The sequence below is a fragment of the Streptomyces sp. NBC_00454 genome (assembly GCF_041434015.1).
Taxonomy (GTDB): domain Bacteria; phylum Actinomycetota; class Actinomycetes; order Streptomycetales; family Streptomycetaceae; genus Streptomyces.
Map to the genome: position 1 here is coordinate 6,252,412 of NZ_CP107907.1, position 15,503 is coordinate 6,267,914.

Annotated in this window: 15 protein-coding genes and 1 pseudogene; 4 read left to right on the plus strand and 12 right to left on the minus strand. The window is 71.5% G+C overall.

Going from position 1 to position 15,503, the window contains the following annotated elements:
* Positions 1-119 precede the first annotated feature (119 nt).
* A pseudogene (mgt, locus tag OHU74_RS28665) lies at positions 120-1,432 on the plus strand (macrolide-inactivating glycosyltransferase).
* Entirely contained in the window at positions 1,429-1,983 is a 555-nt protein-coding gene (locus OHU74_RS28670) for a DUF1697 domain-containing protein (protein ID WP_371618534.1), read from the plus strand. The pseudogene mgt and the gene OHU74_RS28670 overlap by 4 nt, the downstream one beginning before the upstream one ends.
* A gap of 52 nt (positions 1,984-2,035) precedes the next feature.
* Here OHU74_RS28670 and OHU74_RS28675 read toward each other — a convergent pair whose 3' ends face one another.
* Positions 2,036-2,959 carry an NADP-dependent oxidoreductase gene (locus tag OHU74_RS28675; protein ID WP_371619839.1) on the minus strand — a complete coding sequence of 308 codons (924 nt, stop codon included), beginning with the start codon at positions 2,957-2,959 and terminating at the stop codon, positions 2,036-2,038.
* Positions 2,960-3,057: 98 nt separating this feature from the next.
* Between OHU74_RS28675 and OHU74_RS28680 the strand changes: the two genes are divergently transcribed.
* Complete coding sequence (locus OHU74_RS28680) at positions 3,058-3,993, plus strand: AraC family transcriptional regulator (protein WP_371618535.1); 936 nt, start codon at positions 3,058-3,060, stop codon at positions 3,991-3,993.
* A gap of 30 nt (positions 3,994-4,023) precedes the next feature.
* Here OHU74_RS28680 and OHU74_RS28685 read toward each other — a convergent pair whose 3' ends face one another.
* Positions 4,024-4,881, minus strand: a complete 858-nt coding sequence (locus OHU74_RS28685; RefSeq protein ID WP_371618536.1) for an aldo/keto reductase — start codon at positions 4,879-4,881, stop codon at positions 4,024-4,026.
* Between the two features lie 45 nt (positions 4,882-4,926).
* Between OHU74_RS28685 and OHU74_RS28690 the strand changes: the two genes are divergently transcribed.
* Positions 4,927-5,931 (plus strand): ketopantoate reductase family protein, encoded by a 1,005-nt coding sequence (locus OHU74_RS28690; protein ID WP_371618537.1) that lies wholly within the window; start codon positions 4,927-4,929, stop codon positions 5,929-5,931.
* A gap of 220 nt (positions 5,932-6,151) precedes the next feature.
* Here OHU74_RS28690 and OHU74_RS28695 read toward each other — a convergent pair whose 3' ends face one another.
* The 10 genes from OHU74_RS28695 to OHU74_RS28740 form a co-directional block, all read right to left on the minus strand.
* On the minus strand, positions 6,152-6,919 hold the full coding sequence (locus OHU74_RS28695) for a sirohydrochlorin chelatase (RefSeq protein WP_371618538.1): 768 nt from the start codon (positions 6,917-6,919) through the stop codon (positions 6,152-6,154).
* A gap of 5 nt (positions 6,920-6,924) precedes the next feature.
* A complete protein-coding gene (locus tag OHU74_RS28700) occupies positions 6,925-7,815 on the minus strand; it encodes an ABC transporter permease (RefSeq protein ID WP_371618539.1) in 891 nt (296 codons plus the stop codon).
* Positions 7,802-8,599, minus strand: a complete 798-nt coding sequence (locus tag OHU74_RS28705; RefSeq protein WP_371618540.1) for an ABC transporter ATP-binding protein — start codon at positions 8,597-8,599, stop codon at positions 7,802-7,804. Before OHU74_RS28705 ends, OHU74_RS28700 begins: the two co-directional genes overlap by 14 nt.
* A 35-nt stretch (positions 8,600-8,634) precedes the next feature.
* A complete protein-coding gene (locus OHU74_RS28710) occupies positions 8,635-9,762 on the minus strand; it encodes an aliphatic sulfonate ABC transporter substrate-binding protein (RefSeq protein WP_371618541.1) in 1,128 nt (375 codons plus the stop codon).
* A gap of 211 nt (positions 9,763-9,973) precedes the next feature.
* A complete protein-coding gene (locus tag OHU74_RS28715) occupies positions 9,974-11,314 on the minus strand; it encodes a sulfate adenylyltransferase subunit 1 (RefSeq protein ID WP_371614242.1) in 1,341 nt (446 codons plus the stop codon).
* A 2-nt stretch (positions 11,315-11,316) separates the two neighbouring features.
* Positions 11,317-12,255 (minus strand): sulfate adenylyltransferase subunit CysD, encoded by a 939-nt coding sequence (gene cysD, locus OHU74_RS28720; RefSeq protein ID WP_371618542.1) that lies wholly within the window; start codon positions 12,253-12,255, stop codon positions 11,317-11,319.
* Entirely contained in the window at positions 12,252-12,797 is a 546-nt protein-coding gene (cysC, locus tag OHU74_RS28725) for an adenylyl-sulfate kinase (RefSeq protein WP_215148038.1), read from the minus strand. The genes cysD and cysC overlap by 4 nt, the downstream gene beginning before the upstream one ends.
* A gap of 53 nt (positions 12,798-12,850) precedes the next feature.
* Entirely contained in the window at positions 12,851-13,564 is a 714-nt protein-coding gene (locus OHU74_RS28730; protein ID WP_371618543.1) for a phosphoadenylyl-sulfate reductase, read from the minus strand.
* The gene (locus tag OHU74_RS28735; protein WP_330299235.1) at positions 13,561-13,740 is read right to left on the minus strand and encodes a hypothetical protein; all 180 of its coding nucleotides are present in this window, start codon (positions 13,738-13,740) and stop codon (positions 13,561-13,563) included. Before OHU74_RS28735 ends, OHU74_RS28730 begins: the two co-directional genes overlap by 4 nt.
* A complete protein-coding gene (locus OHU74_RS28740; RefSeq protein ID WP_371618544.1) occupies positions 13,737-15,446 on the minus strand; it encodes a nitrite/sulfite reductase in 1,710 nt (569 codons plus the stop codon). Before OHU74_RS28740 ends, OHU74_RS28735 begins: the two co-directional genes overlap by 4 nt.
* Positions 15,447-15,503: the final 57 nt, after the last annotated feature.

Here is a 15,503-nt window from a genome sequence, read left to right on the forward strand (position 1 = left end):
TCCGCCGTTCTGCGCCGTCCGTCCCGGTGCTCCGGGTGCTCCGGGTGTCCCGGGGGCTCGGTGGAGTCCCGGGGTGATCGCGATGCGCCAAGTTTCGCACCCGGCCGACCCTTTTTGAGTTGAACGAGACGTCTCGTCTCGTTAGGGTTTCGGTATGACCTCAGCCCACGGCCTGCCGGGCCGGCCCGCCCACATCGCCATGTTCTCCATAGCCGCCGCCGGTCACGTGAATCCGAGCATCGAAGTGATCCGGGAACTCGTCGACCGCGGCCACCGAGTCAGCTACGCCGTCCCCGCCGCCTACGCGGACAAGATCGCCGAAACGGGGGCCACCCCGGTGATCTGGAACTCCACCCTCCCCACCGAGGACGACCCCGAGGCCTGGGGCACCGAGCTCATCGACAACATCGAGCCCTTCCTCGCCGACGCCGTCCAGGCGCTCCCGCAGCTGGCGGCCGCCTTCGAGGGCGACGAGCCGGACCTCGTCCTCCACGACATCACCGCCTACCCGGCGATCGTCCTCGCCCACCGCTGGGGGGTCCCCGCCGTCTCCCTCTCCCCGAACCTGGTCGCCTGGACCGGCTACGAGGAGGAGGTCGCCGAGCCGATGTACGCCGAGCTGCGCGCCTCCGAGCGCGGGAAGGAGTACTACGCCCGCTTCCGCTCCTGGCTCGACGAGAACGGCATCGACGAGGACAGCGACCGGTTCGTCGGGCGGCCCCGCCGCAGCCTCGTACTCATCCCGCGCGCCCTCCAGCCGCACGCCGACCGGGTCGACGAAGCCGTGTACACCTTCGTCGGGGCCTGTCAGGGCGACCGCAGCGCCACCCAGGGGACGTGGCGGAGCCCGGCGCGGGCCGAAGGAAAGAAGATCCTCCTGGTCTCCCTCGGCTCCACCTTCACCCGACAGCCCGCCTTCTACCGCGCCTGCCTGGAGGCCTTCCGGGACCTGCCCGACTGGCACGTGGTGCTGCAGATCGGCAAGTTCACCGACGAGGCCGAGCTCGGCGAGATCCCCGCCAACGCCGAAGTCCACCGCTGGGTTCCCCAACTCGACATCCTGCGCCGGGCCGACGCCTTCATCACACACGCGGGCGCGGGCGGCAGCCAGGAGGGACTGGCCACCGGCACCCCAATGGTCGCGGTCCCGCAGGCCGTCGACCAGTTCGGCAACGCCGACATGCTGGCCGCCCTCGGCGTGGCCCGCCACCTCCCGATGGCCGAGGCCGACGCCGCCGCCCTGCGCGAGGCCGTCCTCACCCTGGTCGCCGACCCGGAGGTGGCGGCGCGGGCGCAGGCGATCCGCGCACAGATGGCCACCGAGGGCGGCACGCGGCGGGCCGCAGACCTGATCGAGGCCGAACTGGCGGCAGGGACCCCATCATCCGAAGGGGCCGGAATGTCACAGGGCCGCCCTATCGTTCGGGCATGACCATTCGGAAGTACGCGGCGCTGCTGCGCGGCATCAACGTCGGCGGGAACAAGAAGGTCCCGATGGCCGAACTGAGGACCGTCCTGGCCGGCCTCGGCCATACGGACGTGGAGACGTACCTGCAGAGCGGCAACGCCGTCTTCGCCACCGCCGCGAAGAAGGCCCCCGAGGCCCTCGCCCGCGAGCTGGAGGCCGCCATCGAAGCCCACTTCGGCTTCCGGGTCCCCTGCCTCGTGGTCGACGGGACCTACCTGCGCGCCGTGGCCGACGCCTGCCCCTTCCCGGCCGCCGAACTCGAAGGCAAGCAGCTCCACGCCACCTTCTGCTCGGAGCAGCCCGCCGAGTCCCGCTTCGCCTCGATCGACGGACCCGCGTACCTCCCGGAGGAGTACCGCGTCGGCGACCGGGTGATCTACCTCTACGCCCCGAACGGCCTCGGCCGCTCGAAGCTGGGCGAAGCCCTCGCGAGGCCGGCCGTGGTGAAGGGCCTCGACGTCACCTCCCGCAACTGGAACACGGTCGCCAAGCTCGTCGAACTGACCGGAGCCTGAGGGGGAGTTCCCCGTAGGCCCCGTCAGCCCCGTCAGCCCCGTCGGTCCGGGCTCACGGTACGAGGACGACCTTGCCCCGGATCCGTCCTGCCTCGCCGAGGCGGTGGACATCGGCGAGGTCGGACAGCGGACGTGACGCGCTGACGTCCACGGTGACCGTGCCCGCGTCGACGAGGGCCACGAGCGCGGCCAGCTGCGCCGGGTCGTTGCGGGCGACCATGTGCATCGCGCTCACGCCGGAGGCGGCGGGCGGCTCCAGCGGGGTCGCGATCGAGACGATCCGTCCGCCGGGCCGGACCAGGGAGGCCAGAGCGGCGGAGTCCGGCGGGCTCAGCGGGACCAGGTTCAGCAGTGTGTCCACCGGCCCGTCGAGTGCGCCGCCCACCGGCCCGGCGGTGTAGTCGACCACCTCGTCGGCCCCCTGCAGTCGGACCGCCGCGGCGCTGCGGGCGCTGGCCGTGGCGACCACCTCGGCTCCGGCGCACTTGGCGAGCTGGGTCACGAAGCCTCCGACCCCTCCGCCCGCGCCGTTGACCAGGACCCGCTGACCGGCGGCCACCTTCCCGTGCTCGAAGACCGCCTGCCAGGCCGTGAGGCCGGCCACGGGCAGGGCCGCGGCGTGCGCGAGGGGGAGCGAGGCGGGCGCCGGGACCAGCGTGGCGACGGGCGCCCGTACGTACTGCGCGGCCCCACCCGCACCGTCGAGCCGGCCGATGACGCGGTCCCCGACCGCGAACCCCCGTGCACCCGGGCCGACCGCGGCGACCGTCCCGGCAACGTCCCAGCCGAGCGCGTAGGGCAGCTCCACGGGCAGGAAGGCCTGCAACAACCCGCCGCGCAGGGCGGCTTCGGTGGGATTGAACGAGGTCGCGGCGACCCGGAGCAGCACCTCGCCGGCGGCCGGCAGGGGCCGGGGAACATCCTCGTACCGGATCACGGACGCGCCGCCGAACTCGTGGATCCTCGCGCTCTTCATCATCGTCATGCCACCAATCTAGGAAGGTGCCGGGAGATGATCCATGCGTCAAAGAGCCCTGTTCATACGGCTGCGTCTCATGCCCGTACCCTCTGCGCATGGATGTACTCAGTGACGTCATCGAGGTGATGCGGACCGGCCGGCCCTGGTCGGCGCACGTACGGTGGCACGCGCCGTGGGCGCAGGAGTTCGCCACCGTCCCGGGATCCGCGGGATTCCAGGTGGTCCTCCAGGGCCGCTGCTGGCTGCTCGATTCCGGCGCGGAACCCCTCCGGCTCGGCGCGGGCGACGTGCTGTTCATGCCCCGCGGCCATGGCCACACCCTGGCCGACAGCCCCGCCACCCCGGCACCGGTGACCCCTTGCGGACCCGACGGACCCCTGCCGTCCGAGCCCTACGCCTCCGACAGCGTCGACCGCTCCGGAGCGCAGGGCCCGGTCACGGCACTGCTCTGCGGGACCTACCAGCTCGACCCGGACCGCGCCCACCCGCTGCTGCACACCCTGCCCGACCGGATCCACCTTCCCGCGGACGAGGGCCGCCACCGGGAGCTGCGCTCGGCCGTGGAGCTCCTGGCCGCCGAGCTGGACGACCGCCGCCTGGGCATGGACGCGGTCGTCCCGGCGCTCCTGGACACCCTGCTGCTGTACATCCTGCGCATCTGGTTCGCCGAACAGCCCGCCCGGGGGAACACCACCGGCTGGGCCGCCGCACTCAACGACACCTGCGTCACCACAGCCCTGGCCGCCATCCACCGGGACCCGGCGGCCCCGTGGACGGTGGCGGCGCTGGCCGCCGAAGCCGGTCTGTCCCGGGCGGCGTTCGCCAGACGCTTCGCGGCCCTGGTCGGGCGGCCGCCCCTCGGCTACCTGACCTGGTGGCGGATGACCACGGCGGCCCGCCTGCTGCGGGCCTCCAAGGCGCCGTTGAGGTCCATCGCGGTCCAGGTGGGCTACGCCTCCGAGTTCGCCTTCGCCGACGCGTTCAAGCGCATGTACGGGACGCCGCCCGGCGGGTACCGGCGCGGGACCTGAATCGCGTACCCCAGCCGGCCGGCCAGTGGCTCAGCCCGCCAGTCCGTCCAGCAGGGCCGTCTCGCGCGCGGTCAGGTGGATCGTGGCCGCGTCCAGGTTCTCCGCCAGGTGGGCCGGGGAGCCGGTGCCCGGGGAAGGGCAGAGGACCGGGGAGTGGTGGAGCAGCCAGGCCAGGGCGATCTGGCCGGTGGACGCGCCGTGTTCGGCGGCCACCGCAGTCAGCGCGGCCGCGCTCTCGCGGGTCAGGGCGCCGCTGCCCAGCGGGTAGTAGGGGAGGAAGGCGATGCCGCGCTCCTCGCAGAGGGCGAGGAGCTCCGCCGAGGTGCGGTCGAGCAGGTTGTACGGGTTCTGGACGCTGGCCACCGGGACCAGGGCGAGGGCTTCGCGCAGCTGCTGCGCCGTCACCGTGTTCAGCCCGATGTGGCGGATCTTCCCCTCCGCCCGGAGCTCGGCCAGCGCGCCCAGCTGCTCCGCCATCGGGACGGCGGGGTCGAAGCGGTGCAGCTGGTAGAGGTCGATCCGGTCCAGGCGCAGCCTGCTCAGGCTCGCCTCGCACATCGCCCGGAGTTCCTGCGGGCGGCCCGCCACGTGCCACTGGTCGGGCCCCGTGCGCACCACCCCGCCCTTGGTGGAGACCACCAGCCCCTCCGCGTACGGGTGGAGGGCCTCGGCGACCAGCTCCTCGGCGAGGCCGGGGCCGTAGTTGTCGGCGGTGTCGATCAGGGTGACCCCGCGCTCCACGGCCGCGCGCAGCACCGTACGGGCTTCGGCGCGGCTGCCGCGCGGGCCCCAGTAGCCGGCGCCGACCAGGCCGCCGGTGCCGAGGCCGAGGCGGCGCAGGGGCAGGTCCCCGCCGAGGGCGAACGTCTCATCCACGTCAACAGACATGGCCCGACGGTAGCCCAGGGCCGCGGATGTGCCAGGCTCGTGGGCATGCGTTACATCATCATCGGCGCCGGGGCGATCGGCGCGACCATCGGCGGACGGCTCGCGGACTCCGGCAGCGAGGTCGTCCTCGTCGCGCGGGGCGCCCACGCGGAGGCCCTCCGGGCGGACGGGCTGCGGCTCACGACGGCGGACGGGGAGCGCGTCCACCGGCTGCCCGTGGTCGGCGGGCCGGGAGATCTGGGCGAACTGCGGTCGGACGACGTCCTGTTGCTGACGGTCAAGACCCAGGACGCCATCGCCGCGCTCGACGCGTGGGGCGACGCCGAGGTCGCGGGCGGCGGCACCGCGGCCCAGCGGCTACCGGTGCTGTGCGCGCAGAACGGCGTGGAGAGCGAACGCCTCGCCCTACGGCGCTTCGCGCGCGTGTACGGGGTCTGCGTGTGGCTGCCGGCGACGTTCCTGGAGCCCGGGACGGTGTCCGCGCTGTGCGCCCCGCTGACCGGGATCCTGCACATCGGGCGGGCCGCCGGCGGCCCGGCGGACGGCAAGGCCCGGCGGATCGCCACCGACCTGGAGAAGGCGGGCTTCGAGGCGCCGGTCGTCGACGACGTGATGCGGTGGAAGTACGCGAAGCTGCTGGGCAACCTGGGCAACGCGATCCAGGCGACGACGGGACCGGAACCGGAGCCGGCGAAGGGCGCGCTGCTGCTGCGGGCGATCCGCGAGGGCAAGGCCGTGTACGAGGCCGCGGGCATCTCTTTCGCCTCGGAGGCCGAGCAGTCCGCGGCGCGCGACGGCAAGGTGGACCAGCCGGCCGGGGTGCGGGGCGGGTCGTCCTGGCAGTCGCTGGCGCGGGGGGCGGGGTCGGTTGAGGCCGACTACCTCAACGGGGAGATCGTGATGCTCGGGCGGCTTCATGGGGTGGCCACCCCGGTGAACGACACGCTGCGGCACGCGGCCAATATCTTTGCCCGGGAGGGCCTTCCGCCGGGCGCGATGTCCATTGAGGACCTGACGGCCCTGGCCGACGAGGCGGCGGCGCGGGCCTGAGCCGCTGCGCGGAGCCTTCCCCCACCCCGCCCCTTCCCGAAACCGGGCTCTGCCCGGACCCGCGCCTCAAACGCCGGCGGGGCTGGATGTTGCCGCTGCGCGGCATCTTCCAGCCCCGCCGGGCAAAATCCAGCCTCGCCGGCGTTTGAGGCGCGGGGTCTGGGGCGGAGCCCCGGGGAACGGGCGAAGGGTGGGGCGGGGACCAGGCTCCGCGCAGCGGCTACGCCGTCAGGGCCGGGATCCGGGACAGGGCAGCCGCGTCGTACCGGCGGAGCAACAGGCGGGCCAGTTCCGGGGAAGGGCCCAGGACGGCGGAGACGACATCCGCGCCCGCGGCTTCGGCGCCGGCCGCGATGCGGTCCGGGAGCCGGCCGGGGGCGATCACGTACGGGGCCACCGCGATCCGGCGGACGCCTTCCGCGCGCAGCGCACGGACGGCGTCCTCCGTCCGGGGGAGAGCAGCGGAGGCGAACGCAGGCCGCACGGCGCACCAACCGGTGTGCCGCCACTCCCGCGCGATTTCAGCGATCACTGCGATCGCCTCCGGGTCCGAGGAACCGGCGGACGCGAGCACCACACCGGTGGTGGCGCGGTCCGCCGGGGTGAGGCCGGCTTCCCACAGGCGGCGCTCCAGGTTCGCGAGCAGCAGCGGGGAAGGGCCGAGTACGTCCGCGATGCGGATGGAGAGGTCCGGTAGGTGGGATCCGGCTCCCGCGAGCACCGCCGGGATGTCGGACTTCGCGTGGAACGCCCGCGTCAGGAGCAGCGGCAGGGCCACGATCTCCCGTACGCCCGACAGGTAGAGGGAAGCCACCACCTGGTCGACGGTCGGGGTGTCGAAGTCCAGGAAGGCCGTTTCCACGCGCAGTCCCGGCCGCAGCGCCCGTACCCGCCCGGTGAGGGCGTGCACGGTGGCCGCGTGCCGCGGATCGCGGCTGCCGTGGGCTATGACCAGCAGGGCGGGGGAATGCGTGGAGTGCGCGTGCACGGTGATCAGCTCTTGACCAGCAGGCCGCGGGTGCGCAGCACCCACCGCTCGGCCGGGCTGAAGATCAGCAGGTCGATGGCGATGCCGACGACCAGGATCAGGATGATCGCGAGGAACACGCCGGGCAGGTCGATGTTGTTGCGGGCGTTCTCCAGCAACAGGCCCAGTCCCAGGCCCAGGTCGGGCGAGGAGGCGATGAGCTCCGCGGCCATGAGCGAACGCCAGGAGAAGGCCCAGCCCTGCTTGAGGCCGGCGACGTAGCCCGGCAGCGCGGCCGGCAGGACGATGTGCCAGGCGCCCCGCAGGCCCGTGGCGCCGAGGGTGCGGCCGGCCCGCAGGTACAGCGGCGGGATCTGGTCGACGCCGGAGACGAGCCCGTTGGCGATGGACGGTACGGCGCCCAGCAGGATCACCGTGTACATCATGGTGTCGTTGAGGCCGAACCAGAGGACGGCCGGGGGAACCCAGGCGACCGAGGGCAGGGACTGCAGGCCCTGGAGGATCGGGCCGATCGCGGCCCGGACGAACTTGACCCGGGAGACGAGCAGGCCCAGCGGCGTACCGATGGCCAGGGCCAGGAGGAAGCCGAGCAGACCGCGGGAGACGCTGGTCCAGACGACCTCGATCAGGGTGCCCTTGAGCCACATGTCGGACAGGCTGTCCCAGACCGCGGACAGCGCGGGCAGCTTGGTCTCCTCGACGACCTTCGCCGAGACGAGGACCTGCCACACCACCAGGACGAGTCCGACCGAGAGGAACGGCGGGAGGACCTTCTTGACGAGGACTTCCCGGACCGGGGTGCGGTGGGTCTGGACGGCGTCGAGGGCGTCGAGGCCCGCTTCGAGTCCGGCGAGATCGTCGGCCTTCGCCTTCGGGGTGGTGTCAGTGCTGGCCATGGCGGCGGATCTCCCCACGCAGGTGTTCAGTGATCTCAAGGGACAGCTCGGCCACGTCCGCGTCCTCGATGCGGCGGGGCTGGGGGATGCCCACGGTCCATTCCTTCGCGACCCGGCCGGGGCGCGAGGAGAGCAGGACCACGCGCTGGGCGAGCCGGACCGCCTCGCGCACGTTGTGCGTGACGAAGAGGACGGACAGACCGGTCTCGGCCCAGATGCGGGTGAGTTCGCCGTGCAGTACGTCGCGGGTGATGGCGTCGAGGGCGGCGAAGGGCTCGTCCATGAGGAGGAGCCGGCTGTCCTGGGCGAGGGCCCGGGCCAGCGCCACGCGCTGGCGCATGCCGCCGGACAGCTCGTGGACCCGCTTGCCGTAGGAGCCGCCCAGGCGGACCAGCTCCAGGAGGCGCTCGGCCTCCGGCTTGCGGTCGGCCTTGGCCACGCCGCGCAGGCGCAGGGCGAGTTCGATGTTCTTGCCCGCGGTGAGCCACGGGAAGAGGGCGTGCTCCTGGAACATCAGGGCCGGACGGCCGCCGGGGGTCTCGATCGACCCCACGGACGGCTTGTCCAGTCCCGCGACCAGGTTGAGCAGGGTGGACTTGCCACACCCGGAGGCACCCAGGATGGTGACGAACTCGCCGGGAGCGACATCGAGGCTGATGTCGTCCAGGACGAGCTGCGATCCGGCCGGGCCGGAGAAGGACTTCGAGACGTGCTCGATGCGGGCGGCGTACTCGTGCTGCTCCGCGGCGGTGCCCTCGGCAGCCTTGGCGAGCGTGGTGGCCATGGTCGTCACCTCCTGGGATTGTCTGGGCTACGGACTTACTTGGCGCCGAGACCGGCGTCGGAGACCTCGGGCTTGCCGGCGGCCTTGAGGACCTTGTTCAGCAGCGACAGGTCGTAGATGCCGGCCAGTTCGGGCTGCTCGATGAGCTTGGCCTTGACCGCCCAGTCCGACTCGGTCTTCAGGGTGCTCGCCAGCGGGTCGTCGGTGACCAGGATCGACGTCCACGCCGGGTCGATGACCTTCGCGTCGAGCGGCTTGCCGCCGTCGGCCGCGAGCTTGGCGTTGGCGGAGGCCTTGGCCTTGTCCGGGTTGGCGTTGATCCACTCGTTGGTCTTGACCGTGCCCTTGAGCACGGCCTCGACCACGTCCGGGTGCTCCTTGAGGAACTTCTGCGACACGATGACGTTCGTGATCACGAACTTCTTGTCGGGCCACAGGGAGGTCTCGTCGAGGAGGACGGAGCCGCCGTCGGAGACGAGCTTGGAGGCCGTGGGCTCCGGCACCCAGGCGCCGTCGATGGAGCCCTGCTTGAAGGCGTCCGGGGTGACCTTGTTGTCGGTGCGGACGACGGAGACGTCGCCCTTGCCGGACTCGGGGTCGACGTTCCAGCCCTTTTCGGCGATCCAGTTGAGGAACGCGACGTCCTGCGTGTTCCCCTTCTGCGGGGTGGCGATCTTCTTGCCCTTGAGGTCGTCCAGGGTCTTGATCTTCTCCGGGTTCACGACCAGCTTCACGCCGCCGGAGGCGGAGCCGGAGATGATCCGCAGGTTCGAACCCTTGGACTTCACGTAGCCGTTGATCGACGGCGAGGGGCCGATGAAACCGATGTCGAGAGAGCCGCCGTTGAGGGCTTCGATCTCGGACGGGCCGGCGTTGAAGGTCTGCGGCTTGATCGTGGTGGAGCCGAGCTCCTTGGCGATCAGGCCTTCCTGGAGGCCGACCAGAGCGGTGGCGTGCGTCAGGTTCGGGAAGTACCCGATGCGGACCTCGGAGGCGGAGAGCTTCTTGCCGGTGTCGGCGGAGGCGCTCGCGGTCGCGGCGCCGTCCTTCTTGGCCTCGGAGCCGTAGCCGCAGGAGGCGAGCGCGCCGATCAGGAGCGGCAGGGCGGCAGCGGCGGCAACGCCGCGGCGCAGGGTCTTAGCAGAGGTACCGATGGCAGGCACGGGAGGACTTCCTCTCGTAGCGTCGTGTCACGACGCACGTCTTCGTTTGCTGAACAAGGGCAGGTACAGCTCGTGGGGGGTGAGGGCGCGCATGCAGTGCGCGTACGTCATCACGCACATCGCCCCACCCCTCCCTGGCCGCTGCCGAGGGAGCCGCTGCCTACGCGGCCGCCCTCCTTGGCGAAGGTGGAGTAAATGTCGGCAAGCATGATCAGAAGTCCCACCCTTCTTCGTCTGCCTGGATGGTGGTTGCGGCGGTGGAGGCGAAGGATTCGCCGACCATGCCGGCCGCCAGGGTGGTGCCGTCCGCGGGGTCGATCAGGAGGAAGGATCCGGTGCGGCGCGAGTCGGCGTACGAGTCGAGCGCGAGGGGCTCGGCGGTACGGACCACGACCCGGCCGATGTCGTTGGCCACCAGCTGCCCGGGGTTGGGGTGCTGGGACAGGTCGTCGAGGGTCAGCCGCGAGGGGATCTCCTTGACGATCGCCTTCACCGTGCGGGTGGTGTGCTTGATCAGCACCCGGGCGCCCACCGCGAGGGGCTGGTCCGCCACGTGGCAGACCGTCGCGACGACGTCCTGCGTGGTGGCGGGGGAGCTCGACGACGGTGCGATGAGGTCGCCGCGCGAGATGTCGATGTCGTCCTTGAGGCGCAGGGTCACCGACTGCGGGGCCCACGCGATGTCGACGCTCTGGCCGAGGGCGTCGATGCCCTCGATGACCGAGGTGCGACCCGAGGGCAGGACGGTGACGGCTTCGCCGACCCGCAGCACGCCGGAGGCGATCTGGCCGGCGTAGCCCCGGTAGTCGGGGTGTTCGGCGCTCTGCGGACGGATCACGTACTGCACCGGGAAACGCGCCGGGCAGGCGGTGAGGTCGTGGCTGACCGGGACGGTCTCCAGGTGTTCCAGGACGGTGGGGCCGCCGTACCAGTCCATGTGTGCGGAGGGCTCGACCACGTTGTCGCCGGCCAGGGCCGAGATCGGGATCGCGGTGATCTCCGGGACGCCCAGGCCCGTGGCGTACGCGGTGAACTCCTCCGCGATCGATGCGAAGACCGATTCCTCGTAGCCCACCAGGTCCATCTTGTTGACGGCCAGGACCACGTGCGGGACGCGGAGGAGGGCTGCGACGGCGGCGTGCCTGCGGGTCTGCTCGATCACACCGTTGCGGGCGTCGACCAGGACCACGGCGAGGTCGGCGGTGGAGGCGCCGGTGACCATGTTGCGGGTGTACTGCACGTGCCCGGGGGTGTCGGCCAGGATGAACCGGCGCCGGGCGGTCGCGAAGTAGCGGTACGCCACATCGATGGTGATGCCCTGCTCACGCTCGGCGCGCAGGCCATCGGTGAGGAGCGCCAGGTCGGGGGTGTCCTGACCGCGGCTGGCCGAGACCCGCTCCACGGCTTCCAGCTGGTCGGTGAGGACCGACTTGGAGTCGTGCAGGAGGCGTCCGACCAGGGTGGACTTGCCGTCGTCGACGGAGCCCGCGGTCGCGAAGCGCAGCAGCGTGGTGGCCGACAGGTCGGCGAACTGCTCGGTGGTGGAGGTCATTTCTAGAAGTACCCTTCGCGCTTGCGGTCTTCCATCGCGGCCTCGGACAGCTTGTCGTCGGCGCGGGTCGCACCCCGCTCGGTGAGGCGGGAGGCGGCGATCTCGGTGATCACGGCGTCCAGGGTGGTGGCGTCGGAATCGACGGCACCGGTGCAGGACATGTCACCGACGGTGCGGTAGCGGATCAGACGCGTCTCGGTGGTTTCGTCCGCCTTGGCGCCGCCCCACTCGCCGGCCGTCAGCCACATGCCGTTGCGCTGGAAGACCTCGCGCTCGTGGGCGAAGTAGATGGCCGGGAGTTCGATCTTCTCGCGGGCGATGTACTGCCACACGTCCAGCTCGGTCCAGTTGGACAGCGGGAAGACACGCACGTGCTCGCCCGGCGCGTGGCGGCCGTTGTAGAGCTGCCACAGCTCGGGGCGCTGGCGGCGCGGGTCCCACTGGGAGAACTCGTCACGCAGGGAGAACACGCGTTCCTTGGCGCGGGCCTTCTCCTCGTCACGGCGGCCGCCGCCGAAGACCGCGTCGAACCTCAGGCTCTGGATCGCCTCGGTGAGCGGGACGGTCTGCAGCGGGTTGCGGACCCCGTCCGGGCGCTCGCGGAGCTTCCCGGCGTCGATGTACTCCTGGACGGAGGCCACGTGCAGGCGCAGGCCGTGCCGGGCGACCGCGCGGTCCCGGTACTCCAGGACCTCGGGGAAATTGTGACCGGTGTCCACGTGGAGCAGGGTGAACGGCACCGGCGCCGGCGCGAACGCCTTCAACGCCAGATGCAGCATGACGATCGAGTCCTTGCCACCGGAGAAGAGGATCACCGGCTTCTCGAACTCGCCCGCCACCTCACGGAAGATGTGCACGGCCTCCGATTCGAGGGCGTCGAGGTGCGACAGCGCGTAGGGCGCGTCCGTCCCATCGTGGACGTGTGCGACGGTGGCGGTCATGCCAGGCCCCTCTCGGTGAGCAGCGCGTGCAGGGCCGAGGCCGACTCCTGCACGGACTGCGTGTGCGACTCGATACGGAGGTCCGGGGACTCCGGCGCCTCGTACGGGTCGTCGACTCCGGTCAGGCCGGAGATCTCGCCCGCCGCCTGCTTGGCGTACAGGCCCTTCACGTCACGCTCCGAGCAGACCTCGACCGGGGTGGCCACGTGGACCTCCAGGTACGAGGTGCCCTCGGCGGCGTGGCGCTTGCGGACGGCCTCGCGGCTGTCCGCGAACGGCGCGATGACCGGCACGAGGGCCTTCACGCCGTTGGACGCGAGGAGTTCGGCGACGAAGCCGATCCGCTGCACGTTGGTGTGCCGGTCCTCGCGGCTGAAGCCGAGACCCGCGGAGAGGAACTCCCGGATCTCGTCGCCGTCGAGGACCTCCACGCGGTGGCCCTCGGCGCGCAGCCGCTCGGCCAGCGCGTAGGCGATGGTGGTCTTGCCCGCGCTCGGCAGCCCGGTCAGCCACACGGTGGCGCCCTGGTCGCTCACGCTCATCTGGTTCGTCTCCGTCGGTTCAGTACGTTCGTTGGTCGCGCTGGTGGCCGTCATCAGCCGTGCAGTCCGCACTCGGTCTTGCCGCGCCCGGCCCAGCGGCCGGCGCGGGCGTCCTCGCCCTCCGCCACCCGGCGGGTGCAGGGGGCGCAGCCGACGGAGGCGTAACCGTCCATCAGCAGCGGGTTGGTGAGGACCCCGTGCTCCAGGACGTACGCGTCCACGTCGTCCTGGGTCCAGCGGGCGATCGGCGAGACCTTGACCTTCCGGCGCTTCTCGTCCCAGCCGACCACCGGGGTGTTGGCCCGGGTCGGGGACTCGTCGCGGCGCAGGCCCGTCGCCCATGCGTCGTACGCCGTCAGGCCCTCTTCCAGGGGCTTGACCTTGCGCAGCGCGCAGCACAGGTCGGGGTCGCGGTCGTGCAGCTTGGGGCCGTACTCGGCGTCCTGCTCGGCAACGCTCTGGCGCGGGGTGAGCGTGATGACGTTGACGTCCATCACGGCCTCGACCGCGTCACGGGTGCCGATGGTCTCCTCGAAGTGGTAGCCGGTGTCGAGGAAGACCACGTCCACGCCGGGGAAGGCGCGGGAGGCCAGGTGGGCGACGACCGCGTCCTCCATGGAGGAGGTCACGGCGAACTTCTTGCCGAAGGTCTCGGCCGCCCAGGTGAGGATCTCCAGCGGGGTGGCGTCCTCGAGGTCCCGGCCCGCCTGCTCGGCCAGCGCCTTGAGTTCGTCCGCGCTGAGACTCGCGTCCTGAATCGTGGTCATATCTCTTCCCCTCCAGCGGCATTGGACTGAACACCCCGGGCCAGCAGCCCGAGGTACTTCAGCTGGAAGGCTCGATTGCAGGCCCTGCATTCCCAGGCGCCGTGGCCTGTTTCGTTCGGGAACAGGTCCTCGTCGCCGCAGTACGGGCAGTAGAACGGTGCGGCGCGCTCGCTCACGACAGGTCCTCGTCCTTGGCACGGGTCACCCAGGCGGCGAAGCGCTCGCCGTCCTCGCGCTGGTCCTCGAAGCGCGTGACGACCCGCTCGACGTAGTCGGGCAGACCGGCCGAGGTGACCTTGAGACCGCGGACCTTGCGGCCGAATCCGGCCTCCAGGCCGAGTGCGCCGCCCAGGTGGACCTGGTAGCCCTCCACCTGGTTGCCGTCGTCGTCCAGGACCAGCTGACCCTTGAGACCGATGTCCGCCACCTGGATACGGGCGCAGGCGTTCGGGCAGCCGTTGATGTTGATGGTCAGCGGCTCGGCGAACTCCGGCAGGCGGCGCTCCAGCTCGTCGATCAGCGAGGCGCCGCGCGCCTTCGTCTCGACGATGGCCAGCTTGCAGAACTCGATGCCGGTGCAGGCCATCGTGCCGCGGCGGAACGGGGACGGGTTGACCCGCAGGTCGAGCGCCTCCAGGGCCGCGACGACCGAGTCGACCTGGTCGGCCTCGATGTCGAGCACGATCATCTTCTGCTCGGCCGTGGTGCGCAGCCGGCCGGAGCCGTGCTGCGCCGCGACGTCCGCGATCTTGGTCAGGGTGGCGCCGTCGACGCGGCCCACGCGGGGCGCGAAGCCCACGTAGAACTTGCCGTCCTGCTGCTGGTGGACGCCGACGTGGTCGCGCCACTGGCCGCTGGGCTGCTCGGGCGCGGGGCCGTCCGTCAGCTTGCGCTTCAGGTACTCGTCCTCCAGGACCTGGCGGAACTTGGCCGGGCCCCAGTCGGCGACGAGGAACTTCAGGCGGGCGCGGGTGCGCAGCCGGCGGTAGCCGTAGTCGCGGAAGATCGAGATGACGCCCTCGTAGATGTCCGGGACCTCGTCGAGCGAGACCCAGGTGCCCAGGCGCACACCCAGCTTCGGGTTGGTGGAGAGGCCGCCGCCGACCCAGACGTCGAAGCCGGGGCCGTGCTCGGGGTGGTTCACGCCCACGAACGCGATGTCGTTGATCTCGTGCGCCACGTCGAGCAGCGGCGAGCCGGAGATCGCGGACTTGAACTTGCGGGGCAGGTTCGAGAAGGCCGGGTTGCCCACGATGCGGGCGTAGATCTCGTCGATGGCGGGCGTGCCGTCGATGATCTCGTCCAGCGCGATGCCGGCGACGGGCGAACCGAGGATGACGCGGGGGGTGTCACCGCAGGCCTCGGTGGTCGAGAGGCCGACGGCCTCCAGACGGCGCCAGATCTCCGGGACGTCCTCGATGCGGATCCAGTGGTACTGCACGTTCTGCCGGTCCGTGAGGTCGGCGGTGCCGCGGGCGAACTCCTCGGAGATCTCGCCGATGACGCGCAGCTGCTCGGTGGTCAGTCGGCCGCCGTCGATGCGGACGCGCAGCATGAAGTACTTGTCGTCCAGCTCCTCCGGCTCCAGGATCGCGGTCTTGCCGCCGTCGATCCCGGGCTTGCGCTGGGTGTACAGACCCCACCAGCGCATCCGGCCGCGGAGGTCGTTCGGGTCGATCGAGTCGAAGCCCGCCTTGGAGTAGATGTTCTCGATGCGCGCCCGCACATTGAGACCGTCGTCGTCCTTCTTGAACTGCTCGTTGCCGTTGAGGGGCGTGTGGTGTCCGACGGCCCACTGGCCCTCACCGCGGTGACGGCCGGTCTTGCGGCGCGCGGCGGCGCCGGGTGCGGCGGCTGCGGTCGTTTCGGGGGTGGCGGCCATGGCGGTACGTCCTTCTTCGGCGGCTCGAGGCAGGGGCAGGGGGCAGAGCGGCGGCGT